20 protein-coding genes and 1 riboswitch are annotated in these 25,410 nt (G+C 35.3%); of the genes, 13 read left to right on the top strand and 7 right to left on the bottom strand.

Going from position 1 to position 25,410, the window contains the following annotated elements:
• The first annotated feature begins 18 nt into the window (after positions 1–18).
• The 4 genes from NYE52_RS21650 (at position 19) to queF (ending at position 1,986) form a co-directional block, all read left to right on the top strand.
• Positions 19–501, top strand: a complete 483-nt coding sequence (locus NYE52_RS21650; RefSeq protein ID WP_341194971.1) for a Na+/H+ antiporter subunit E — start codon at positions 19–21, stop codon at positions 499–501.
• Complete coding sequence (locus NYE52_RS21645) at positions 494–778, top strand: Na(+)/H(+) antiporter subunit F1 (RefSeq protein WP_341194970.1); 285 nt, start codon at positions 494–496, stop codon at positions 776–778. The genes NYE52_RS21650 and NYE52_RS21645 overlap by 8 nt, the downstream gene beginning before the upstream one ends.
• Positions 756–1,136 carry a monovalent cation/H(+) antiporter subunit G gene (gene mnhG / locus NYE52_RS21640; protein WP_341194969.1) on the top strand — a complete coding sequence of 127 codons (381 nt, stop codon included), beginning with the start codon at positions 756–758 and terminating at the stop codon, positions 1,134–1,136. Before NYE52_RS21645 ends, mnhG begins: the two co-directional genes overlap by 23 nt.
• Before the next feature lie 174 nt (positions 1,137–1,310).
• Positions 1,311–1,357: riboswitch (PreQ1 riboswitch) on the top strand.
• 128 nt (positions 1,358–1,485) lie between these two features.
• Entirely contained in the window at positions 1,486–1,986 is a 501-nt protein-coding gene (gene queF, locus NYE52_RS21635; protein ID WP_341194968.1) for a preQ(1) synthase, read from the top strand.
• A gap of 90 nt (positions 1,987–2,076) precedes the next feature.
• Here the strand turns inward: queF and NYE52_RS21630 are convergent, their stop codons facing one another.
• From NYE52_RS21630 to NYE52_RS21620, 3 genes are all read right to left on the bottom strand, one after another.
• On the bottom strand, positions 2,077–2,994 hold the full coding sequence (locus tag NYE52_RS21630) for an aldo/keto reductase (protein WP_341194967.1): 918 nt from the start codon (positions 2,992–2,994) through the stop codon (positions 2,077–2,079).
• Positions 2,995–3,224: 230 nt separating this feature from the next.
• Positions 3,225–4,943 carry an acetate--CoA ligase gene (gene acsA / locus NYE52_RS21625; RefSeq protein WP_341194966.1) on the bottom strand — a complete coding sequence of 573 codons (1,719 nt, stop codon included), beginning with the start codon at positions 4,941–4,943 and terminating at the stop codon, positions 3,225–3,227.
• A gap of 162 nt (positions 4,944–5,105) precedes the next feature.
• Entirely contained in the window at positions 5,106–5,468 is a 363-nt protein-coding gene (locus NYE52_RS21620) for a DUF3899 domain-containing protein (RefSeq protein ID WP_341194965.1), read from the bottom strand.
• 609 nt (positions 5,469–6,077) lie between these two features.
• Here NYE52_RS21620 and NYE52_RS21615 point away from each other — a divergent pair.
• The 8 genes from NYE52_RS21615 to NYE52_RS21580 all read left to right on the top strand — a co-directional run bounded on the left by NYE52_RS21615 (position 6,078) and on the right by NYE52_RS21580 (position 18,971).
• The gene (locus NYE52_RS21615; RefSeq protein ID WP_341194964.1) at positions 6,078–7,754 is read left to right on the top strand and encodes a peptide ABC transporter substrate-binding protein; all 1,677 of its coding nucleotides are present in this window, start codon (positions 6,078–6,080) and stop codon (positions 7,752–7,754) included.
• A gap of 155 nt (positions 7,755–7,909) precedes the next feature.
• Entirely contained in the window at positions 7,910–8,839 is a 930-nt protein-coding gene (gene opp3b / locus NYE52_RS21610) for an oligopeptide ABC transporter permease (RefSeq protein ID WP_341194963.1), read from the top strand.
• A 1-nt stretch (position 8,840) separates the two neighbouring features.
• A complete protein-coding gene (gene opp3C, locus NYE52_RS21605; RefSeq protein WP_341194962.1) occupies positions 8,841–9,995 on the top strand; it encodes an oligopeptide ABC transporter permease in 1,155 nt (384 codons plus the stop codon).
• Between the two features lie 18 nt (positions 9,996–10,013).
• Positions 10,014–11,069 (top strand): ABC transporter ATP-binding protein, encoded by a 1,056-nt coding sequence (locus NYE52_RS21600; RefSeq protein WP_341194961.1) that lies wholly within the window; start codon positions 10,014–10,016, stop codon positions 11,067–11,069.
• Entirely contained in the window at positions 11,066–12,007 is a 942-nt protein-coding gene (locus NYE52_RS21595) for an ABC transporter ATP-binding protein (RefSeq protein WP_341194960.1), read from the top strand. Before NYE52_RS21600 ends, NYE52_RS21595 begins: the two co-directional genes overlap by 4 nt.
• Positions 12,008–12,355: 348 nt before the next feature.
• Positions 12,356–14,839: a DEAD/DEAH box helicase gene (locus NYE52_RS21590; RefSeq protein WP_341194959.1), complete on the top strand. Its 2,484-nt coding sequence runs from the start codon at positions 12,356–12,358 to the stop codon at positions 14,837–14,839.
• 475 nt (positions 14,840–15,314) lie between these two features.
• Positions 15,315–18,098 (top strand): ATP-binding protein, encoded by a 2,784-nt coding sequence (locus NYE52_RS21585; RefSeq protein ID WP_341194958.1) that lies wholly within the window; start codon positions 15,315–15,317, stop codon positions 18,096–18,098.
• 15 nt (positions 18,099–18,113) lie between these two features.
• Positions 18,114–18,971 (top strand): CheR family methyltransferase, encoded by an 858-nt coding sequence (locus NYE52_RS21580; RefSeq protein WP_341194957.1) that lies wholly within the window; start codon positions 18,114–18,116, stop codon positions 18,969–18,971.
• 112 nt (positions 18,972–19,083) lie between these two features.
• Here the strand turns inward: NYE52_RS21580 and NYE52_RS21575 are convergent, their stop codons facing one another.
• From NYE52_RS21575 to NYE52_RS21565, 3 genes are all read right to left on the bottom strand, one after another.
• Positions 19,084–20,229 carry a fused response regulator/phosphatase gene (locus NYE52_RS21575; protein ID WP_341194956.1) on the bottom strand — a complete coding sequence of 382 codons (1,146 nt, stop codon included), beginning with the start codon at positions 20,227–20,229 and terminating at the stop codon, positions 19,084–19,086.
• 465 nt (positions 20,230–20,694) lie between these two features.
• On the bottom strand, positions 20,695–21,378 hold the full coding sequence (locus NYE52_RS21570) for a DUF4956 domain-containing protein (protein ID WP_341194955.1): 684 nt from the start codon (positions 21,376–21,378) through the stop codon (positions 20,695–20,697).
• 27 nt (positions 21,379–21,405) lie between these two features.
• Positions 21,406–22,104 carry a polyphosphate polymerase domain-containing protein gene (locus NYE52_RS21565; protein WP_341194954.1) on the bottom strand — a complete coding sequence of 233 codons (699 nt, stop codon included), beginning with the start codon at positions 22,102–22,104 and terminating at the stop codon, positions 21,406–21,408.
• Between the two features lie 280 nt (positions 22,105–22,384).
• Here NYE52_RS21565 and NYE52_RS21560 point away from each other — a divergent pair, with 280 nt between their 5' ends.
• On the top strand, positions 22,385–24,337 hold the full coding sequence (locus NYE52_RS21560; RefSeq protein WP_341194953.1) for a carbohydrate-binding domain-containing protein: 1,953 nt from the start codon (positions 22,385–22,387) through the stop codon (positions 24,335–24,337).
• 104 nt (positions 24,338–24,441) lie between these two features.
• Here NYE52_RS21560 and NYE52_RS21555 read toward each other — a convergent pair whose 3' ends face one another.
• A complete protein-coding gene (locus NYE52_RS21555; RefSeq protein ID WP_341194952.1) occupies positions 24,442–25,281 on the bottom strand; it encodes a hypothetical protein in 840 nt (279 codons plus the stop codon).
• Positions 25,282–25,410: the final 129 nt, after the last annotated feature.

Raw genomic sequence — 25,410 nt, 5'->3', positions numbered from 1 at the left:
TGGAAAGGGGTGATAACCATGCCAATGCAAATACTAATTAACTTGTTAATCGGTGTTGTGTGGATGTTTTTGCAAGACACATGGAATGTATTGACCTTCTTTACAGGGTATTTATTTGGAATTCTCGTTCTTTTTATCTTGCGTCGTTATATGCCAACTAAATTTTATTTAGATACATTTTTTGCAGTGGTTAGGTTGTTTGTTGTTTTTATTGAACAACTGTTTACATCGAGTATAGTAGTCATCCAACAAATAACAAAGCCAAGGATTAATATTTCCCCAGGAATATTTTCCTTAGAGACGGAATTAAAAGGGGAACTGGAGGTTTCCTTGTTAGCTTTATTGATGAATTTAACTCCTGGATCGGTTGTTGTTGAGGTGACTTCTGATAATAAAAAGTTTTTTATCCATGCAATGGATATACCTGCTCAAAAGGAATCAATCTTTCGTTCGAAAGAAAAATTTGAAAAGGCTATTAAGAGGGTGACTCGTTATGATTGATAATTTATTGGTTGGATCTTTAATATTACTTCTTCTGTCTATAGTGGCAACGGTTTTTCGATTGGTAAAAGGCCCCTCTGCTCCAGACAGAATCCAGGCTCTAGATTGTTTGGGGATTAATTTAATTGCAGGAGTCGCTATCTTTTCTGTGTTACTACGAAATACAGGCTTTTTTGAAGTAATTCTGCTAATCGGGATTCTATCGTTTATTGGAACGATTGCTTTTGCACGTTATATTGAAAGAGGTGTAGTCATTGAGCGAAAACAATCCGATTGAGCTTATAGCAGTTCTACTAATATTGTTTGGAGCTATCTTCTGTTTTCTTAGCTCATTAGGACTAATAAGACTGCCAGATGTTTATACAAGATCGCATGCAGCATCTAAAAGCTCCACTATGGGAGTGCTTTTTACTCTTGTTGGAACGTTTGTCTTTTTTATCATAGAGGGCACGTTTAGCATTCGTTTATTTCTAGGGATTTTCTTTGTTTTTCTAACTTCACCTGTTGCATCCCACGTAGTCGTTCGTTCTGCCTATCGCTCTAAAGTAAAGCTGGCGGATGTTACGGTACAAGATGATTTAAAGGCTGAAATAGAAGAGGAAGGAATCGAAACAATAGAAGTTCAGCATAAGTAGGTAGCTTTCGATGAGAGTATTGTTTTTCAATAGGAAAAATTATATTTGGAACTATTGAAGCTGCCTATCGCAAAAAAATTTAGGTAAAGCCTTAAGAAAAGAGGAATCTATTAATTTCTAATTGACGAATTTTTTCTAATTCTATATAGTTAAAAACGATATACCCGTACTGAGACGGGAGAGGTTCATAGCAAATACCCTCTATAAAAAACTATGGATACATGCAATCAACGCCATGTCCATAAAAAGGATATGGCTTTTTTTGTTTTATTCAGCTAGTTTCTACGTAAGGTAAAATACCTCTCTTTTAAGCAGTGTTGGGAAACACCATACAAGGAGGAGTTTTAAAATGTCTGGAAGAAAGAAAGAAGAAGGATTAACAGATTTAACATTATTAGGAAATCAAAACACTCAATATAAAAGCGATTATGCACCAGAAGTTTTAGAGTCAGTAGATAATCTTCACGCTGATCGAGATTATTTTGTGAAATTTAATTGTCCAGAGTTTACTAGTCTATGTCCAATAACTGGACAGCCTGACTTTGCAACGATGTATATTTCGTATATACCAAATAAGAAAATAGTAGAGAGTAAATCGCTTAAATTATATTTATTTAGCTTCCGTAATCATGGGGATTTTCATGAAGATTGTGTCAATATTATTATGAATGATTTAATTAAGTTATTAGATCCAAGATATATTGAGGTATGGGGAAAATTCACTCCACGTGGTGGAATTTCAATTGACCCATGGTGCAATTATGGAAAACCTGGGTCTAAATTTGAAGAGATGGCAGCACATCGTTTAATGAACCATGATATGTACCCGGAGAAAGTAGATAATCGATAAAAAAAACCTGTCAACTTTTCAAAATTATGAGTAGTTGACAGGTTTTTTTGCAGTATTAAATACGATTTTATTCTATTAATAAGAAATGGATTAAGGTAAAATATTTCCCGCTGAGCGATAAATACTGTACCACTCTTCTCTAGTTAAATGAACGTCACTTGCTTTTATACAATCTATTAAACGATCTACATTCATTGTTCCAATAACTGGTTGCATGTTAGCAGGATGGCGCAATAACCACGCAATCGCAATGGTTGTATTGCTAACTTGATACTTTTCAGCAATTTCATCAATTTGTTTATTTAATTCAGGGAATTTCTCGTTTCCAAGGAATACCCCTTCAAAGAAGCCATATTGGAATGGAGACCAAGGTTGGATTGTAATATCATTTAAGCGACAGAAGTCTAAAATACTGCCATCTCGGTTAATAGCAGAATCATTCTCCATATTTACATTGACCCCATTTGAAATCATATTGGCGTTTGTAATGCTTAATTGCAATTGGTTAGCTACAAGTGGTTGTTTTACGTATTTCTGTAATAATTGTATTTGCATTGGATTTTGGTTTGAAACGCCAAAATGACGAACTTTTCCTGATTGCTCAAGAATATCGAATGCTTCTGCAACTTCCTCTGGTTCAACTAAAGCATCGGGACGATGAAGTAGAAGTGTATCCAAATATTCCGTTTTCAGTCTACTTAGAATTCCATCAACGGAGTTTAAGATATGTTCTTTTGAAAAGTCAAACATTCCTTTGCGAATACCGCATTTGGATTGCAATATAATATTCTCACGAACGCTTGGAGTCATATGAATAGCTTCTGCAAATATTTCTTCACAAGTTCCGCCACCATAAATATCTGCGTGATCAAAAAAGTTAGCACCTTGTTCTAAAGCAGTTTGTACAAATTGTTCTGCATCCTTTTTTTCTAATGAGTTAATACGCATGCAGCCGACCGCTACAACAGGCACTTCTAAATTACTGCTTCCTAGTTTGATTGTTCTCACGTTTTTCAGTCCCTTCTCTTAATAGAAAACGCTTTAAAAAATTTTTATAACAAAATCTTTTCAATCGTAAATGAGCCACTTATATTTTGCCATACAAAGGAAAAAAACACCAAGATTTAACCTTGTTTATCAAAAATTATTGTCCATTTTTAACATAAAAGAGGAAATGAGTGCACTTCCTTTTTAGGGATAAAAGAAGTGCGCTCATTTCCTTCCTAATATCAAGTATATTAATCCTCCATTGTAGAAAGATCTCCAGTAGGGAGTCCAAGTTCCCAGGCTTTTAGTACCCGTCTCATTATTTTTCCACTGCGGGTTTTTGGAAGCTTTTCGCAGAATTCAATTTCTCTTGGAGCCGCATGAGCAGCTAACCCGTTTTTTACAAATAAACGTATTTCTTCTTTTAATTCGTCTGTTTCTTCATAGCCATCAACCAATGCAATAAAGGCTTTAATAATTTCTCCTCTAATAGGATCAGGTTTTCCAATGACCCCAGCTTCTGCCACTGCTGGGAATTCGATTAATTTGCTTTCCACCTCGAATGGACCAACTCTTTCTCCAGCAGTCATAATCACATCATCAACTCGACCTTGAAACCAGAAATACCCTTCTTCATCCATATAAGCTGAATCCCCAGAAACATACCATTCCCCATGCTGAAAATAACTATCAAACTTTTCTTGATTGTTCCAAATTGTATGCATCATCGATGGCCAGCCCTTTTTAATAGCTAAATGACCCATCTGATTAGGAGGCGAAATGTTACCGTTATCATCTAAAATAACTGCTTCTATGCCTGGAAGTGGTTTCCCCATTGAACCTAGCTTAATGTCCATACAAGGTAAATTACAAATAAGCTGAGCGCCGGTTTCAGTCATCCACCAAGTATCATGAATGCGATGTCCAAATACATCGTAACCCCAACGGATTACTTCTGGGTTAAGTGGCTCTCCTACACTTAAAATATGACGCAAGGATGAAAGTGTATATTTTTCGGTTACTTCCTCACCAGCAGCCATAAGCATACGGAATGAGGTAGGAGCACTGTACCAAACAGTTACACCAAAGGTCTCAATTACTTTATACCATATATCAGGACTAAAGCGGCCACCTGCAACAACATTTGTTGAGCCCGTTAGCCAAGGACCAAAGATGCCATAAGAAGTACCGGTAACCCATCCAGGATCGGCTGTGCACCAGTAGACATCATCTTCTTGCAAATCTAATACCCACTTTGCTGTTTGATAGTGTTGGATCATCGCATTGTGGACATGTAGTACACCTTTTGGCTTTCCTGTAGAACCTGAGGTATAGTGAAGGATTAAACCATCCTTACGATCGACCCATTCAATATCTAATTCAATAGAAGCAGTTTGAAAATGATGAAGGAAATCTTTTGTTTTATCGTCTTCTTGTATGTTTTCTCCGACAATAAAAATCGTTTCTAAAGCAGGTAATTCTGTATGTGGAATTCTATTTACTAGTTCAGGTGTGGTAATAATCACTTTGGCTTCACTATCATGGAGGCGGTCTTTTACGGCATCTTCCATAAATGCTTCAAACAGTGGGCCAACGATAGCTCCTAATTTTATCGCTCCAATTAAGCTGAAATATAATTCTGGTGAACGAGGCATAAAAATAAAGACGCGATCGCCTTTTTTTACTTTTCCTACATCCTTTAAAACGTTTCCTGCTTTATTTGATAATTTTTTTAAGTCTTTAAATGTATAAGTTTCTTTTCTTGATGGATGAAAATAATGGAGGGCTACTTTATTGGCGCGGTAGTTTTCAGCGTGACGGTCAATTGCTTCATAAGCCAAATTAACTTTTCCAGTCTGATGCCAAGAAAAATCCTTTTCTGCTTGGTCCCATTTGAAATGTTGGTACAATTCCTCATAGTTTTCAAGGTTATGCTTGCCTTTCACGGGTGGAAACGCTTCCAATTTCATTAATACATCCCCCTCATTTCAATTTTTTTACAACCCTATTATAATAGGAAAACACTATATATACAATTTTAATGTTGTAATTGAATAAATATTCCTACATTTTTGAAAAAATGAGTAAGTGTGTAAAAAGCTTTTTATAGAAGGAGTAATAGCTCCTAATTATTACAGATAGTAGACTAGGAGCAAAATGAATAAATAAATAAAGAGTACTAAAGCTTGAAATTTAAGGACAGAGTATACTTTTTTATTAAATTTTTGAGACGGAAGAGGCTTTTCCTTCCATTCTTCCATATAATCATCATTTTTTAGCATAACGTGATGGAATCTTCTAAAGCTGAAGGTTACTCCGTCAAAAAAACCTCCTTTTGCAATGTACAAAAACAGAAAAATAACAATGTAAAAGAAAGAAAGATAAAAGACGGAATTAATATAATGAACAAAAGAATATTCCGAAGAAAAAATAACAAAAAGAATCAGTGTTAGGAAGATATTTATTAGAAATATTGACCATTTTTTATTAAGCATCATTTTTCACCTTTACTAAGTATGTTTGTAACACGAATAATCGTATTTTACCTTATCTCTTTTAGAAAGTACATTTTCGGAAGCTATAACACTTTAATTTGAACCGTCGAGACCACTGGAAAAGTCTATTATTTGTCTAAATTAGGAGAAAAGCATATTTGAAAGTGAAAGTATGGTTGGATTGGAGAGGAGACGTTCAAATCTTTGTAGAAACTGCGAGAAAATCTAAAATCTTGCATTCTTTTTACTATATTAATGTAAAAAATAATTAATTGTGTCATTATCACCTCTTATAAGAATTCTGCAATAGTAAAACAATCTACTAATATAAGGTAAAAAAGTATATTGGCATATGGATATTTTTAACAATCAATCGTTCTTTTGCCATATATATTCCGTGTTTTTTTACAGAAATTTTTAGAATTTTAATACAAAAGTAAGCGTTGTCTTTGTTGTTATAATGCGAAATATCTTTGTTATAGTATAGCAATATTTGAAATTATCTCTATATTTAGTCTTTACAACTCTATTAGAATAATAGTATACTCAGCTTAGCTTCTTTTTTAGATGTAATTTACAGAATAATATAACAATGGGGGGTCTTTTTTAATGAAGCGAAAATTTACTTGGCTGCTTTCACTTACATTAATACTAAGTGTATTTTTAGCAGCATGTTCTGGTGGCGATGATAACGCATCTGAAGGTACAGATACAGATAAGCCAGCAGAAGAGGCAAATGTTGAACAAGTTTTAAACTTAATTAACGGAGATGCGATTCCTTCAATGGATCCATCAATGGCAACAGATGAATATGGTTTCCAATTCTTGGGTGCTACTATGGAAGGTCTATACCGTTTAGGTGAAGGCGCTGAAGCTGTACCTGGTATTGCTGAAAGCCATGAAGTATCAGAAGATGGTTTAACTTGGACATTCAAGTTACGTGAAGATGCAAAATGGTCTAATGGAGATCCTGTAACTGCTAATGACTTCGTTTATGCTTGGCAACGTGCAGTGAATCCAGATACTGGTTCTGAGTATGGTCCTTACATGATGGGTGGCGTAATCAAAAATGCTACTGAAATCAGTAAAGGTGAAATGAAAGTAGAAGAACTTGGAGTTAAAGCAGATGGCGACTATACTTTAGTTGTTGAACTTGCAAATCCTACTCCATATTTCGAATCTTTAACTTCTTTCGGTACATTCTTACCGTTGAACCAAAAATTCGTTGAAGAAAAAGGCGATGCTTTCGCTACTAGCTCTGAAAATCTATTAGCTAACGGTCCTTTCACATTAGAAAACTGGGAAAGTACTGCTCAAAAATGGAATCTTGCTAAGAACGACACTTACTGGGATGCTGATACAGTTAAGTTAGAAACAATTAATTATGTAGTAGTTAAAGATGCTCAAACAAGTGTTGACCTTTATGAAAAAGGAGAAGTAGACCGTACTGGTTTATCTTCAGACTTAGTTGACCAATATTCTTCTGATGAAGACTATACAATTAAAGCTGACAACTCTGTGTTCTATTTGAAAATTAACCAAACTAGAAACGAAGCACTTGCTAATACAAACATCCGTGCAGCTATCAGCCGTGCGTTTGATAAAGAAGCTTTAGTAAACACAATCTTAAACAACGGTTCTCTTGTTGCTAATGGTTTAATACCAGCTGATTTCACTCCAATGCCAGATGGTAGCGGTGATTTCCGTGAAGTAAGTGGAGATCTTGTAACATTTGATGCTGCTGCTGCTAAAGAATTCTGGGAAAAAGGTTTAGAAGAATTAGGAACTGATTCAGTAGAAATCGAATTCTTAGGTGGAGATACAGATGTATCAAAAACTATGAATGAATACCTAGCTAACCAATTACAAACAAACTTACCAGGTTTAAAAGTAACATTAAAACAAGTACCATTTGAGCAACGTTTAGATGCTGATACAAAACAAGATTATGATCTTCAATTAGCTGGTTGGGGTCCTGACTATCTAGATCCATATACATTCTTAAGCTTATGGATTACAGATGGCGGAAATAACAAAATGGGTTACTCTAATGCAGAGTACGATAAATTGTTAGAAGAAACTACTACAACTCTTGCTACAGATAATGAAGCTCGTTACCAAAACTTCTTAGAAGCTGAAAAAATTCTGTTTGAAGATGCTGCGATTGCTCCTGTATACCAACGCGGTGGTGCATTCCTATCATCTCCAAAAATTCAAGGCCTAATCGAAAATCCATTTGGACCAACTTATGAATACAAATGGACTAGTGTTGGAGCTGCTGAGTAATTTAGCTTTTTTGAAAAATTCGATGCTATGAAATGAAGAGGGAGTGTATGCTTTTATAGCATATACTCTCTTGTATTTTTGAGTAGGAAAATTCTGATTATAGCAAAAATAAATTATTATGCTATAATAAACAAAGAAAATTAGGAGGTGCACAGATGGCTCGATATCTTCTTCGACGTTTATGGTATATGTTCATAACACTGTTCATTATCGCAACAGTCTCCTTTTTCCTGATGAAGTTTCTTCCAGGGAGTCCGTTGAAGGCTGACGATAAATTAAGTGAAGAACAAAAAACAATTATATTGGAAAAATATGGATTGAACGATCCAATTCCCGTTCAATATGTGACTTATTTAGGAAAACTTGTGCAAGGGGATTTAGGTGTTTCATTTGCGTTTGATAATACCCCTGTTACGAAAATATTGACAGCCAAAATTGGTCCGTCCGCACTTTTAGGTGGACAAGCATTAGTGCTGGGGACAGTGGTTGGAATTCTGCTAGGATTAATAGCGTCTATTTATAGGAATGGTCCAATCGATTATACGTCTACTGTTATTGCGGTACTCGGGACATCGGTTCCATCATTCGTATTTGCAGGACTATTACAATATTTCTTTGCAGTAAGATGGGATCTACTACCTGTTGCGCTTTGGGGTGGCTTTGAATATACAATTCTACCAACTATTGCACTAGCAATATCTCCTTTAGCTGTTGCGGCAAGGTTTACAAGAACAGAAATGATAGAGGTACTACATTCCAATTATATTACAACAGCTCGTGCAAAAGGGGTTAGTGAAGCAGGAATTATCTTTAAGCATGGATTACGAAATGCATTGATACCTTTAGTTACAGTTATAGGTCCTATGGCAGTAGGCTTAATGACAGGATCATTAGTTATTGAGAAAATCTTTGCTATTCCTGGAATTGGAGAGCAATTTGTTACATCGGTTACTGTAAATGATTATCCGACAATTATGGGAACAACCTTATTGTTTGCCTTTGGATTTGTTATCATAATTTTAATCATTGACCTCCTATATGGATTAATTGATCCTAGAATTAGAATTGCAGGAGGAAAAAAATAAAATGGATAAAAATAAACTTAATAAAATTGATAAAAATTTATTTAAACCTCTTAAGCAAGAAGAGAATATTAGTGAAAAAATAACGGCACCAAGTAGAACCTTTGGTCAGGATGCAAGAAGAACATTATTAAAAAATAAACCTGCAATAGTCAGTATATTTATAATACTATTAATAATCTTACTGAGTATTTTTGGTCCACATATGAATGACTATGGCAATAACGGTCAAGATCTTTCTCGTGCAAAGCTTCCTCCAAGAGTACCAGTGTTAGAGAATATTTCTTGGTTGGGTTTGAATGGTACTTTAGCAGGTAGATATGAAGGCACAGATGTAGAGGATGCAACTGCAAAAGCAATGGCTCGTTATAAAAGTACAGATGAGTTTGTTGATATTAAAGTTCTTGATGAAGGAGACGGTTCAAGAAATTCAGCAGCAGTAAGAGCAACTTTCCACATCTATGAAGCGAAAGATATGGATGATACTTATTTCTGGTTTGGTACGGATACACTTGGACGTGACCAATGGACAAGACTTTGGGAAGGAACAAGAGTATCGTTAATTATTGCCTTTGTCGCAGCTGTACTTGATTTATTAATTGGGGTAACATATGGCGGTGTCTCTGGCTTCTACGGCGGAAGAGTCGATAACGTATTACAGCGTATTGCAGAAATATTAGTAGGAATTCCAAACCTAGTAATAATTCTTTTAATGATGCTTATTCTCCAGCCTGGTATTGTCTCCATTGTTGTGGCATTAGCAATTACAGGATGGATAGGAATGTCCCGTATTGTTCGTGGGGAAGTATTGAAGTTAACAAATCAAGAGTTTGTACTTGCCGCAAGAACATTAGGAACGTCAAATGGTACGATTATTAGAAGACATTTGGTTCCGAATATTACTGGTATTATCATTGTCAATACAATGTTCTCTATTCCTGGAGCTATTTTCTTCGAAGCATTCCTTAGCTTTATCGGATTAGGTATTGTACCTCCTAAAGCTTCATTAGGTGCTTTAATTGAACTAGGATTTGCAAATTTACGTTTGTACCCGTATTTACTAGTTTTCCCAGCGGCTGTATTGTCAGTATTAATGATTGCATTCAATATATTAGGTGATGGCTTGCGTGATGCATTCGATCCTAAAATGCATAAATAGGAGAGTAGGTGTTTATAAATGAGTAAATTATTAGAAGTCAAAGATTTAAGAGTATCATTTAACACCTACAACGGTGAAGTACAAGCTGTTCGCGGTGTTAGCTTTGAGTTAAATAAAGGGGAAACACTAGCAATTGTAGGGGAATCCGGTTCTGGTAAATCCGTTACTTCTAATGCTTTAATGAGACTTCTTCCTGAACCACAAAGTGTCATTAAAAGTGGGGAAATTTTATTAGAGGGCGAAGATCTTGTTAAAAAGTCTAAGAAGGAAATGCAAAAAATTCGCGGAAAAGATATTTCAATGGTTTTCCAAGATCCAATGTCTTCTTTGAATCCAACAATGAAAATTGGGAACCAAATCATGGAAGGTCTAGTCAAGCATCAAAATATGAATAAATCTGATGCAAAGAAACGTGCTCTCGAGCTACTTGAATTAGTTGGTATTCCACAGCCGGAAATTCGCATTAATCAATTTCCACATCAATTCTCAGGTGGAATGCGTCAGCGTGTAGTTGTAGCGATTGCTCTTGCATGTAATCCTAAGATTCTAATTGCCGATGAACCGACAACAGCACTTGATGTTACAATTCAGGCACAAATTTTAGAATTAATGAAGGACATTCAAAAGAAAACCGAAAGTGCCATTATCTTCATTACACATGACCTTGGTGTTGTGGCAAACGTGGCAGACCGTGTAGCTGTTATGTATGCAGGTAAAATCGTTGAAATTGGAACAGTAGATGATATTTTCTATAATCCAAAGCATCCTTATACTTGGGGTTTAATTGGATCTATGCCAACACTAGATAGTACAGATGAAGAACTATTTGCTATACCTGGAAGCCCACCGAATATGTTAAAGCCTCCAGCAGGAGATGCATTTGCGCCTAGAAATCAATTTGCATTGGAAATTGACACAGTGATGGAACCACCAATGTTTAAAGTTTCTGATACACATTATGCAGCAACTTGGTTATTACATGAAGATGCTCCAAAGATTGAGCCACCAGAAGCGGTTAAACAAAGAATGCTTGGTTTCTCCAAAACAGGTCGCAAGGATGGTGAAAAAAGTTGACTAGAGAAAAATTATTAGAAGTAAAAAACTTGCAAAAGCACTTTTCAGCAGGTAGAGATAGAATCATTAAAGCTGTAGATGGTGTATCCTTTGAAATTTTTAAAGGAGAAACATTTGGTCTTGTTGGAGAATCTGGTTGTGGGAAATCTACAACAGGTAGAACCATTATCCGTCTTTATGATGCAACAGGTGGAGAAGTTAAATTTAATGGTGAAGATGTGCATGGGAAAAAGTCAAAAGCAGAGCTTCGCAATTTCAACCGAAAAATGCAAATGATTTTCCAAGATCCGCATTCTTCTCTAAATCCGCGTATGACGGTACTTGATATTATTGCAGAAGGTATTGATAACCATAAGCTTGCGAAAACACCTGAAGAGCGTCGTCAAAGAGTAGAAGAATTACTTGAAGTGGTAGGATTGAACAAAGAGCATGCTACACGCTTCCCACATGAATTCAGTGGTGGTCAACGACAAAGAATTGGGATCGCTCGCGCACTAGCTGTAGAGCCAGATTTCATTATCTGTGATGAGCCAATTTCTGCTCTAGATGTTTCCATTCAAGCACAGGTTGTTAACCTTTTGAAAAAGCTTCAAAAAGAGCGTGGTCTAACCTATTTATTTATTGCCCACGACCTTTCTATGGTTAAATATATTAGTGATCGCATTGGTGTTATGTATATGGGGAACATGGTAGAACTTGCAGAAGCGGATGAGCTTTATGAAAACCCAATTCACCCATACACAAAATCACTATTGTCCGCAATTCCACTTCCAGATCCACGTTATGAACGTGAGCGTACGAGAATTGCTTATGATCCATCTGTACATGATACAAGTGAACCAGCAGAACTTAGAGAGGTAACGCCAGGTCACTTTGTACGTTGCACAATGAAAGAATTAGAGAAATACAAACAAGAATTAAAGCTAAAAAAGAGCTAAGTAATATAACGAATCTATTAAAGAAGACCCTCATAAATAATCCTTGCCAAAAGTGCAAGGATTTTTTCATTTCTCGGGAAATGAAATCTTTATTCTTCCTATTTCCCCTATCATTAAATACATAATCCTAAATGGAGGGAAAATCGTTTTCTAAAAAACGCTAAAAAACGACATTCCTTATTCACTTAGAAAACAGTATAAAGAAGGCTGTTTTCTTTTAAAAAAATAAACACTTTACTGAAAAAATAGAAGAAAATCCAAAAAATATGAAAAAAACTACATGACTAAGATAAAATAAAGGAAAATAAGTATAAGAAGAGTGGAAATACATTTTTATAGGAGTTCATAATGATCAATTTAGTATTAAAATCTCAATATGATAGAGCGATTCACCAAACAAAAAACCTTATCATGAATGACGTAAATAAATATTTAGAAAAACAAGAAAGTCAACCAACCTTTGAACAATATATGAAAGATCGAAAAGTATTTATCGAGCAAATTTGGTTAAATACTTGGCTTAATACGGCAACTAGTCATATTCGTTATGCTGAAAAAAAGGATTATCTTACAAACATAGGGCTAGATGTCAGCAATCTTAATAAAAAGGACATTAATCGATTGTTTCGAAACGAAATTCGAGAAGTCGAAGTATTTCCATATGAGGAATGGCTGAGAACAAAGCTGGGAGAAAATAAGGAAATATGGAAAGAAAGCTATGAAGAGAAAAGGGAAGTGTTTTTACTAAAAGTAGAAGAACAAAAGGAACTGGAAAAAAAGCGTAAATATACAGTTAAATTCTCTTATTATATCGAGCAATTAATGGAGAAGCACTATGAGGAACTTTTTCTCTATATTCGATATTTAAGTGGATGCAATATAGCTGTTGAGATTGATCGAAATGGGATTGTGTTATCTTCCATGGAAGTAACATTTGAAGAATACTTATCGAATGAAATGGATATGCCATATAATCAATTTTATTTTTTAGAGGATCGAACAGAAGCATATGAAAATTTGATTTTTCAACATTTAATTGATTTTTTCCCTACATGGATAAAAGATAAATTGCCAACGCGCATAAAAGAAGAATATGAAAAAGTATTTAATCATTCCTTATCTAATTCATTTTTACTTGAAGTAAGTACGCCGTTACTTGAAGAAATAACGGAAGAATTTTTAGAGGATTTATTTCCTGAATACATAATAGATCTTGAGAAGCTATTGGATATTCCTTTTGATTTAGAAATCCATAAAGAAATAATGGAAAAGGACCGCAAAAGAAAAGAGCAGAAAGAGGCGGAAGATAGAGAGGAACAAAGACGCCGAAAAGAAGAAGAAGCTAGAATGATTGAGGATATATTTGGAAAGGAATACTATCCTCCAACTAGTAGGGATATAAAATATGTGTTGCATACCGGAGAAACAAATACTGGTAAAACCTTTCAAGCGATAAATCGTATGATGGAAGCAAACAGTGGCTTATATTTGGCTCCTTTAAGATTACTGGCACTGGAAATTTATGAAAAACTAAATCAGAAAGGTGTACCTTGCTCCCTTAAAACAGGAGAAGAGGAAAAGCTTGTACAGGAGGCGCAACATCAGTCTAGTACAGTAGAAATGTTTCATGAAAAAGATTATTATGACGTAATAGTTATTGATGAATCCCAAATGATTGCAGATAAGGAACGTGGATTTTCATGGTATCGGGCCATAACGAAGGCAAATGCGAAAGAGGTACATATTATTGCCAGTCTACATGCAAAAAATATGCTTCTGCAGCTATTAGGTGATACAAATGTAGAGGTCTATGAGTATTACAGGGATACGCCGTTACAAATAGAAATGGATTTATTTCAATTAAGTCACACGAGAAAAGGCGATGCGCTTGTTTGTTTTTCAAGAAGAAGGGTATTAGAAACCGCTTCTGAGCTACAAAGAAAGGGATGGCAAGTAAGCGTGATTTATGGAAGCATGCCTCCAGAAGCTCGAAAAAAACAAATGCAGCGATTTATTGATGGAGAAACAAAGGTAATCGTTTCAACAGATGCTATTGGAATGGGGCTTAATTTACCAATAAGAAGAATTGTTTTCTTAGAGAATGAAAAGTTTGATGGCATTAGAAGAAGGATGTTAAGCTCACAGGAAGTGAAGCAGATTGCGGGTAGAGCAGGAAGAAAGGGAATATATGATATTGGGAGAGTGGCATTTACAAGCGACCGCAAAAAAATGAAGTATTTATTAGAAAAAAAAGATGATGATCTTTATGGATTTACGATTGCACCAACAAATGCTGTACTAGAAAGATTTCAAAAGTATTCTAATAATCTCGGCCTTTTCTTTTATTTATGGGGACATTTTAAAAGTCCAGAGGGTACCAAAAAGGCATCGTTAGCAGAGGAAATGCTGCTATATGAGATGATAATGGATACAATGGTGGAAGCAAGAATGTCCTTACATGATTTATTTAGCTTTTTGAAGCTGCCATTTGCAACAAGTGAGGCTACCTTACGTTCTCAATGGAAAATGAATATGGAGGCAATTGTCGAGAATAGGGATTTACCAGAACCAAAAATTAAACATGATAGCTTGGAGGAATTAGAATTATCGTATAAAGCTATTGGCCTTCATTTATTATTTTTATATAGATTAGAAAGGAGAACAGAAGCATATTATTGGGAAAAGCTAAGGGGAGAATTGAGTGATCAAATAAATGATCATTTAAAGGCAGGAATTAAAGGGAAAAAGCGGAGTAAAGTATGTAAAAAATGTGGAAAAGAACTGTCAGCTAGATTTAAATTTGCTATTTGTAATGAGTGTTATTACAGATAGAAATTTAAGTATATTATTTAATGGAAGCTTGCAAACCGAGTGAGAAAAAAAGAAGGTCTGTTTTATCTAAAGGCTGTTTTCGTAAAGTTTGTTGCTATGAGCCGCAGCCTGAATACACTCCGCTTTCCGTGGGGCTCGCGCTGAGCCGCTTCGGCTTCGCCTGCAGGGTCTCAGGCTGTCTCGCTAATCCCACAGGAGTCTACGTGTATTCAGGCTGCTCAGATTTCCTCATTAATTGATTTTTTCTATTGAGAAAGCAACAATCTTTTAGAAAACAGCCTATCTAAAAAACAGGCTTTCTTGATGATATGTAAATATTGGTAAAAATTATAATTCTAAATCAGGAATGTTGAGTCCAAAGCAAAAGTAATTTACACTTGAATAAATGAAAGAAAATAGAGCAAATTTCCTTTTCATTTTTTCCGAGAATACTATACTATTAAAATAGAAACTAAGTTTAAGGAAGGTAATTTAAATGGAAACGAAATTCAAGTTCGGAATTCGCTCCAAAATTATCCTTGGTTACATTGTTATTATCCTTTGTTTACTTGTATCGGTAATTTTGCTCAATAATCAAATACGATCCCTGCAACAGGAACGTAACTCGATTATTAATTATGATTCTCGCATACATGAATTAACTGCTTCCATTGAAAAAAGTGTATTAGATATGGAAACTGGTCAGCGTGGATTTATAATTACAGGTAATCAAAGCTACTTAATTCCATATAACGATGGGAAGGAAAACTGGGAAGCGCAATTTAATGAACTTTATCAGTTAATGAGTGATAAACCTGCTCAGCAGAAAAATTTATTAGAAATAAAAGATAATATTGAAAATTGGATTAGGACAGCAGGCGAGCCAACAATCCAATTTAAAGAACAGAACAATACAGATGCACTGAATGCTTTTTTTGAGACAGATTCTGGTCGGGATTATATAAACGAGATTACAGAGAAGTTTAACTCGTTAAGAGATACAGAAAAGGCAGCATCTGCAAATCAAGCAACTAAATTGGATAAACAAAATAATACAGTAACTATTGGGCTATTCGGTGCATTAGTTTTGATATCTCTTGTTGCGATTATCATAGCTAGTCAAATTTCTAAATCGATTGTTAGAACGATTAAAGAAGTGACAGGCAGCATTAGTACAATTGCTGCATCTAAGGGCATCATTAACACACGCATTCATGTACGAACCAATGATGAGATAAAAGAGCTGGCAGATGCGACTAATCAGCTTCTTGACAATGTAGAGCAAAGAGAGTGGTTACAGTCTAATGTTGCTGATATTGTCATGAAATTTCAAGGGATTTCTTCCATTGAAGCTTTATCTAACATGTTTATTACGGAACTGGCCAAAAAAACAGATGCTAGTTTTGGAGCATTCTATGTGAAAGATACACAACAAAAAAGGGAAACTTATGTGAAAGCAGCAACATTTGCGGAATCAGGTGATACGATTGGAAGAGACACTTTCCAATTAGGAGAAGGCTTAATTGGTCAAAGTGCCAAAGAACAGCGTGTGATTCACTATAAGGAAATACCAAGTGATTACCGTTTAATCGCAACGGGTTTAGGGGATGTTTCGCCACGTAGCATTATTATTGTCCCAGTTATGTTTGAGGGAGACGTTATTGCTGTCTTGGAGCTTGCAACGATGACTGAATTTACGAAGCTTCAACAAGATCTGATTGTGGGTATAGTAGAAACATTTGGATTAACAATCAATAGTATTATGGGTAGAATGGAAATTGTTCGCTTATTAAACGAATCTAGAGCCATGACCGAAGAGTTACAGGTTCAATCCGAAGAACTACAAACACAGTCAGAGGAATTACAATCTCAGTCTGAAGAGCTGCAAATGCAAAAAGAAGAACTGATGGCTACAAATGAACAACTAGAAGATCGAACAAGAGAAGCGGAAGCGAAGACAAAGGATTTAGAAAAAGCAAAAGAGGAATTAGAAGAGAAAACAGAATTGGTCATTCAAAATTCTAACTATAAATCAGAGTTCTTAGCAAATATGAGCCATGAATTAAGAACGCCATTAAATAGTATTCTCATTCTTTCGGAAATGCTTGCAGAAAATGACTCAAATCGTCTGTCGGCAGAGGAAATGGAGTTTGCGAACGTTATTCATTCTTCTGGTAAAGATCTTCTTTCCCTTATAAATGATATTCTTGATCTTTCAAAAGTAGAGGCAGGAAAGCTCGATGTTCATTTTGGTGAGGTAAGTATTAATGATATTACATCACAATTGGAACGAAGCTTTGCTCCTGTTGCGAAGCAGAAGGATGTAGAATTTATTATACATAAGCAGGAAACACTCAAAGATATCTTATATACAGATGAAAAGAGATTCCAGCAAATAATAAAAAATCTATTATCCAATGCGTTTAAATTTACGGAAAGTGGTTCAGTCACTTTAGATGTTAAGAAGAAAAACCAAATGAGTCGCAGCATGAGAGAATTAAGTAGCGAGTGGTTGGAAATTTCGGTATCAGATACAGGAATTGGCATACCGAGAGATAAACATAAATTAATATTTGAAACATTCCAGCAGGCAGATGGGGCAACTGTGCGTAAATATGGAGGTACTGGTCTGGGGCTATCCATTTGCAGAGAATTTGCTAGATTACTAGGTGGATGGATTTCCTTGAAAAGCTCAGAAGGAAAAGGAAGTATATTTACCCTAACTATTCCAAGTCTTCCAAATGGAATAGCTGATGCAAAGCTCCAAATTAGTGACATAAATGTTGCTGCTACAATGGAAGTGAAAAAACAAGAAGCTCGACTAGAAATAGATAAAGAAGAGCAAAAACAAGAGGAAGAAAGAAACGCGGAAATCATGTTGTCTAATGACAAGCATGATGATGTATTTAAAGGGAAAAAAGTATTGATTGTTGATGATGATAACCGAAATATATTTGCCCTTAAAACAACTCTTGAAAAAATAGGAATGGATGTCCTTGTCGCACACAATGGAAAGGAATCCTTGGGAATTATTGAAGAAACACCTGATTTAGATGTCATTCTAATGGATATTATGATGCCAAATATGAATGGCTATGAAACAATGACTATAATTCGTCAAACGATGAACTTGACCGAAATACCTATTATTGCACTGACAGCTAAAGCAATGAAAAATGATCGCGAAAAATGCTTAGAGGCGGGTGCATCGGATTATATTAGTAAACCACTAGATTTAGATCAATTATATTCAGTTCTAAGAGTATGGCTAGTTAAGTAAGGAGGAGAGCCGGTTATGAATAATCCATTCCTGAATAACGATCCAGAGGTAGAGAATCCAGATCATGCAGACATAGAAGTGAATCTGCTGCTTGAAGGGATATTTCGATTATCAGGTTTTGATTTTCGTCAATATAACCGATCTTCTATTACGCGCAGGATTTACTACAGAATGAAAATGGATAATATTCCTACGATTACACGATTACTTGAACGAGTGATACACGAGGAGGTTTTCCTAGAACAGCTTTTAAATGATTTTTCTATCAATGTAACGGAAATGTTTAGGAACCCAAGCTTTTTTCGCGCATTTAGAGAGCAAGTAATCCCCCATTTACGAAAGTATGATGAAATCCGGATATGGCATGCGGGTTGTGCTACAGGGGAAGAAGTATTTTCGATGGCTATTTTATTGGAAGAAGAGGGTCTAAAGGAAAAGGCTGTTATATATGCAACTGATATGAATGAAAATGTGCTTCAAAAGGCAAGCAAAGGGGTATTTCCTTTACATAAAATGCAAGCATATACCAAAAATTATATGCTTGCTGGAGGAACAAATGCTTTCTCGGAATATTATAAAACCGACCATCAATATGCATATTTTCATTCTGATCTTTTGAAAAATATTATTTTTGCCCAACATAATTTAGTAACAGACCAATCCTTTAATGAGTTTCATGTCATCATTTGTAGAAATGTACTGATTTATTTTAATCCCGTGCTCCAAAACCAGGTGCACCATCTATTTTATGAAAGTTTGAGTAAAGAAGGTTTTCTTGGTTTAGGAGATAAAGAGACATTAAGCTTTGTTGATGTAATGCCAAAATATAGAGAGCTTGCTGGTGGAGAAAGACTTTATCAGAAAATGTATTAGGAAGATACTAAGACATTGTCGTATAAGTTTCTCTTAAAAACGACAAAAAGGATTTCTCCTGAGAGAAATCCTTTTTGTTTACTATGTAAAGCGTTGAAAAAGTACAAAAAGATTAATTGCTTCCTTTTGCTTGAATCATCAATACGCACATATCGTCTGGTTGGTCTGACTGTTGCTCTTTCGTCAGGAGATGGTCCATTACAGAGCTGGTATGTTCCCATCTTTTAGAGGAAATCGCTTGTATTTGCTTTTCTGCTTCAAATTCACATGGTCCCATTGCTTCTAGTACACCATCTGTATAAAGAATGATTTGTATATCTTTCTCAAAGGAAACTTCTTTTGTATTAATTTCCATTTCATCAAAAAATCCTACTGCGCAAGTACCTTGTTCTAAAGCCACTACTTCCTTTTCATCCATTAGCATATATCCATAGGGATGACCTGCATTGACGTACTCCACCGTTTTCTTCTCTGTATCAATTACTAAATAGATGGCGGTAAAGTAAAAAGGGAGTCCTTCTTTTTCATTTTTTAATAAAGTCATATAACGATTTAACTCTTTAATAACAAGGTCAGGCTTTACTAATTGTTTAACTGATTCTCTTAGAACAGAAGAGATAAACATACACACTAAAGAGGCAGAGATTCCATGTCCCATCATATCTAAAAGAATGATAGCGTATTTGTGATCGTCCACTTTATGCCAGTAATACATATCACCAGCAAGATTAAAGGAAGGTAAATAAGAAACTTCGATATGCATATGCTCATCTTTTAAGGGTGTGCTCAATAAACTTCTTTGGACATGTGTTGCTAAATCTAATTCGTATTGAATTTTTTTCTCGTGTTGGGTATGCCAATCAAGCTCAGCCTTTAATCGTAGCGCAACGCGTATTCTTGCGAGGAGTTCGATTTTATTTAGAGGCTTCGTAATATAGTCTACGCCGCCAATATCTAAGGCTTCCGCGAGCTTATTCTTATCTTCTAATGCTGTTACAAAGATAATCTGAATATCCTTAAGGTGTTCCACTCTTTTAATGCGTTTACAAGCTTCAATGCCATCGATTTCTGGCATCATAATATCGAGCAATATTAAATCCACACTATTCCCTGTCGAATGAGGAGCATCAAGTTGTAAATAATGAAATAATTCCTGGGCTGACGTAAGCGATACACAATCATCATACCCAGCATTTTTTAGTATTTTTTCCATTACAAATAGATTGACAGTATTGTCATCTACTAAAAGAATAGTCATAATTCTTATAACTCCTTGTCTATTATGATGTTAAGAAATAAATTATGTATAACTTATTTATTTAGGCTGTTTTCGTAAAGTTTGTTGCTATAACCCGCAGCCTGAATACACTTCGCTTTCCGTGGGGCTCGCGCTGAGCCGCTTCGGCCCTTGGCCTGCAGGGTCTCAGGCTGGCTCGCTAATCCCCGTGGCGTCTACGTGTATTCAGGCTGCTCAGATTTCCTCATTAATTGATTTTTTCTATTAAGAAAGCAACAATCTTTTAGAAAACAGCCTTTATTTATAACCATCAAGTATATATAACTATAATTATACAGATATTTATTGGATAATAATAATTATAAGTATTATAGAATGGAAAAAGAAAAAACATCGCAACATAAGAATTTTCTTAGATGGGATGTTTTTTCTTTTTAGAGAATCCATGGAGCCTATCTTCGCCCCAAGCAATGGATGGAATCAGCATTATGCGGTAAAATTGCCATCGTAGCTAAGCATAATGGCTGATTTTACACCATCAAGCTTAGATAGGGTATTAATGAAAGTAGCATTGTTCTCTTTTACGCGAATTTCGTATGTTACTTCTAAATCATTTCCAGGCATAATGGATTTTGATTTAAGGGAGAATTTTTTAGCGTGATTTGAGATAGTCTTTGTTAAATTATCCTCCAATGCTTCATTTGTATATTTAATAACTAATAAATAGGGATTTTCAATCTTAATTCGGTTCGTAAACAGAATAAGAACAAGTCCGATTAGGATAGCTCCTAATATAACGAGAACAATAAATCCTGCTCCACAAAGTATTCCTGAAACGATTGCCCAAAATAAATAAACTAAGTCCATTGGATCCTTAATAGGGGTTCTAAAGCGAACAATCGATAGGGCGCCGACCATACCAAGGGATAGTAAGACATTGGATGATATGCCAATAATGATTAAAGCAGTTGCCATGGAGATAATAATCAGGGAAATATTAAAGGTGTGGGAATAGATGACACCTGAAAAAGTTTTCTTATAAACATAATAGATAAATAATCCAACACCAAAAGCTACTAACAATCCTATTAGGGAATCAACTATAGAAAAGTTGCTTGTTTTCTCTAAAATACTTGATTTAAAAATATCTTCGAAGCTAATATTACTCATATTTGTTCCTCCTTGAATTTGTGTTCATTAACCATACATTCGACTGATTTGATATTTAGAATAGGTTCCTTTTCTTCTATCACTTATTTGAAGAAGGTTTTTGATTATTTCAGGCAAAAACTCATCGTATTTAACCTCTAAAATGGTGATATCTGGATTGGTTTCAACCATAGGTAAATCCTTGTTCAGCACATCATTATTTCGAAAGCTTGTTTTAATAGAGCTATCAAAGGTTACCCGGACATTTCCATAACGGTAGATAAAGACTTCCCGTTCATAATCTACAACTGTATGAGGCTTTAGCTGATATAAACTCATATGAATGAATAATTCCTTGATTAAATCACGTGAGTCCTTTTCCATCCAGTTAATATCACCAACTCGGATTTTTTCATATTCCTCTGCAGTAATTCTACATTTATCTTTATAGGTTAAATTATTGCGTTTACTCTTTTTTTCTAAATTTAAAAGGCTTGTATTATAGTCATATAATCGTACTCGAAATTTATCTCGGTTTAGAAGACCTTCCTTTTTTTGTGTGAGCGCTTTGTTATCAACATTATCGAAGTAAACGCTTCTAATTAGATATTTTCCTTCATTCGTAGCGTGTGGGTCTATTTCCATCACGTGCTTTAACTTATTTCTTAATAGATAACAATCTATGTGATTTAATTCATGTTTTAATTCTGACCGTCCTTTTAAGCCGTTTAGTATTTGTGCTTCCATTCCTGTTCTCCTTTCTTTCAACTGCCTTGGACACATTATCATGTAAAAAACTTAATCTATCCTTAAGATTTTTAAGTAGGTATTAATATTTTCTATTTTTTCTGTAAAGGTGAATGTATGAAAGGATAGCATTATGTCATTTTTAAGCTATTTTTTCTGAGTTGTGATCTATTTATTTCTTATAAATCGAGTGGAGAAAAGTAGTAATAGACTTTCTAAAGGAATTGTTAAGGTTTTATTTACATAATGAAAGAATGCAGAAAGAAAGGAGAATGCGGTAATGAAAATTAAAAAGCTTGTTTTACCCATGGCTTGTACACTATTTTTATTTGCGTGTAGTAAGGATAGTGGAAATAGCTCTCAAAATAGCAATACTAGCGCCCTTAACGGTATTAATGTGAGTGAATATATTAGTGAAAATATTAACTATGACGAAGAGGATTTTGTAACAAATTGGGAGGAAGAGGATCCTATCTATATTACATTAGATGGGAACGAGATTTCTTATGATGAATCGGCAGCAGTAATGACATCTGGATCAACAGTTACTATAAGGTCTGGAGGAGTATATGTTTTAAAAGGAAACCTGGATGATGGACAAATTGTAGTAGACGCACCAGAAACAGGAAATGTTCATTTGGTTTTAAATGGTGTAGACATTAATAATAGTAATTCTTCGGCCATTTTTATAAAAGAAGCAGAAGATACTGTCATTACGGTTGCAGAGGGAACGAAAAATCATGTTTCGGACGGAAAGGTCTATACAGAAGATGACGGATCTGGGGAGCCAAATGCTGCAATCTTTAGTAAGGATGACTTAACCATAAATGGGACAGGAATATTAGAAGTTGACGGGAATTATGATAACGGCATCGGTAGTAAAGATGATTTGCGAATTATGGGAGGAACGATAAAAGTAACAGCTGTCGATGATGCTATTTTAGGCAGAGATTTAGTTGCCATTAAAAATGGGACTTTTGATATTAATGCCGGTGGAGATGGGATTAAATCAACGAATACGAATAAAGAAAAAGGAATGATAGCAATTGAGAATGGCATATTTTCCATCCATTCTGGTACGGATGGTATCCAAGCTGAATCTTCTCTTTATATTGCAGAAGGCACTTTTCATTTAGCTTCGGGTGGAGGCAGCCCTGAAACAATTGAAGTGAAACAGGAAATGATGGGTGGACAGCCATGGGGAGATAGTGAAGAAGAAGAGACGGAAGCTGAGGATACACCTAGTACAAAAGGGTTAAAGGCAAATCTGGATATCGCAATTGGCGGAGGAACGTTCGAAATAGATACATTAGATGATGCCATCCATAGTGATGGAAGTATAACGATCATGAGTGGGGAATTTACGATTTTGACTGGCGATGATGGTGTTCATGCAGAGGATGAGCTCTTTATTGCTAATGGAAGCATTCATGTTAATAAAAGCTATGAAGGATTAGAAGGAAAAACGGTCACAATAAATGACGGTGATATTTCTGTTGTAACAGCAGATGACGGTATTAATGTTAGTGATGGTAGTAGTGCTAGTGTGGGGCCTGGTGGAGGAATGGGAATGGAGTCAGCGGGAAATGCGCTCTTAACAATTAATGGAGGACAAGTGTATGTAGATGCCGGTGGAGATGGCTTAGATGCAAATGGTTCTATTGTTGTTACTGGTGGTACAACTATTGTTAGTGGACCAACAGATGCCGGAAATGGAGCATTGGATTATGATGGTACCTTGAATATAAGTGGTGGAACACTTATTACGTCAGGAAGTTCGGGTATGGCGCAAACAACATCTGATACATCGGAGCAAAATTCTATTATGATGACTTATTCAGAAACGCAAAAAGCAGGAACGCTTATTCATTTGGAAGATAGTGATGGAAATACTATTGCCACCATTAAACCTGAAAAAGATTACCAAACCATTGTCATCAGTACACCGGAGATTGTAAAGAATAACACCTATGTTTTATATTCGGGTGGAAGTTCTACAAAGGTAGAAAGTAATGGAATATCAACTGGCACTTATGAAAAAGGGAAGAAGATAGTCGAATTTACTGTTGCTGATACTGTAACCTATGTAAATGAGTCAGGAATCTCAGAAGCTCCTACTAATAATATGGGAAGACCGGGAAGTAATGACGGACAAGGACAAAGAGGAGCTCCACCAACTGGCAATTTTGATGGTGGACAAGGAAGGGATTCTACTGGCAGTAGCTCTCAATAGATTTTCAGAACATAAAAAGGACATTGAGACTCAATGTCCTTTTTAAATTTTATGGAGAAATATTTGAGTGAAGCTTCACTAATACTCTTCTAGAGAATAGCTAATTACTTCTCCATAAAGGTTAAATACCGCTTCGATCCCTTTGGATATAAGCCTGCTACCAGAAGTAAAGACCATGTTGTATGGCCTTCTAAGCGGCATATAGAGCCATGGAGGATGATTCCAAGAAACCGATCATCAACGGGAATATCGCTTATCTGAAATTGTTTATTCGTAAAAATATTGGCTAATAATACAGTGCTTTCTTCTATTTTAATTATTTCGAAGAAGTTATCTTCTATGTCCTTGCTTTCTTCTAATACTTTACCTATTCTTGTTAAATCTTTTTCATAATCCCAATTGGTTTCAAAAAATTGAGGATACATCTGAAGATATAATTTGTTTAATAATTCCTCACATAATGTCAATTCATGAATTGTCTCATTATAAGGCATTATTAGCTTTGTCCAAGCAGTTCCTTTCCTTTGGTCTAACCATATTGAAAACTTTTTAAATTCGGATATAAAGTGTTGAATACTATTACGTTCTTTGGAAATTTTTATAGTGTTAGGAAGGTGGATATGGAGGAGTAATTCAATAAATGCTTTTTTGCATTTATTCCAAGATGCTGGCATGTTATCTTCTAAATAATCGGTGAGATAACTAGAGAATGTTCGCAGAAACTCATTTCGGAAAAAATCAGTAGGATTTTCTTTTTTATAGGCAATTAAATCATCACCATAATATTCGAATAGACCTCGATAGCGCATATTAAATTGAGAGCTGATTTCAATTTTCTTTAATATCTCGCTTCTGCTTTGTGTACCGGTAAGAGGGATAAGCTTTATTTTTGTTTCAGGTTTTACTCGCTGGCGGTGGTTAGTGTGGAAGGAAAAGCTTTTCATAAAAATACAATCAACCTTTCAATTTTTATTTGAAGTTTCTGATAATAAAGAGGGGAATCTAAGAGGTTGTCTTTATTATACCCATTAAGCGAGACTATGTCACTATTTTTTGTTGTTGTTTTTAGGTCA

The sequence above is a fragment of the Niallia sp. FSL W8-0635 genome (assembly GCF_038007965.1).
Lineage (GTDB): Bacteria > Bacillota > Bacilli > Bacillales > Cytobacillaceae > Niallia.
This window is presented reverse-complemented; position numbering and strand designations above follow the sequence as displayed.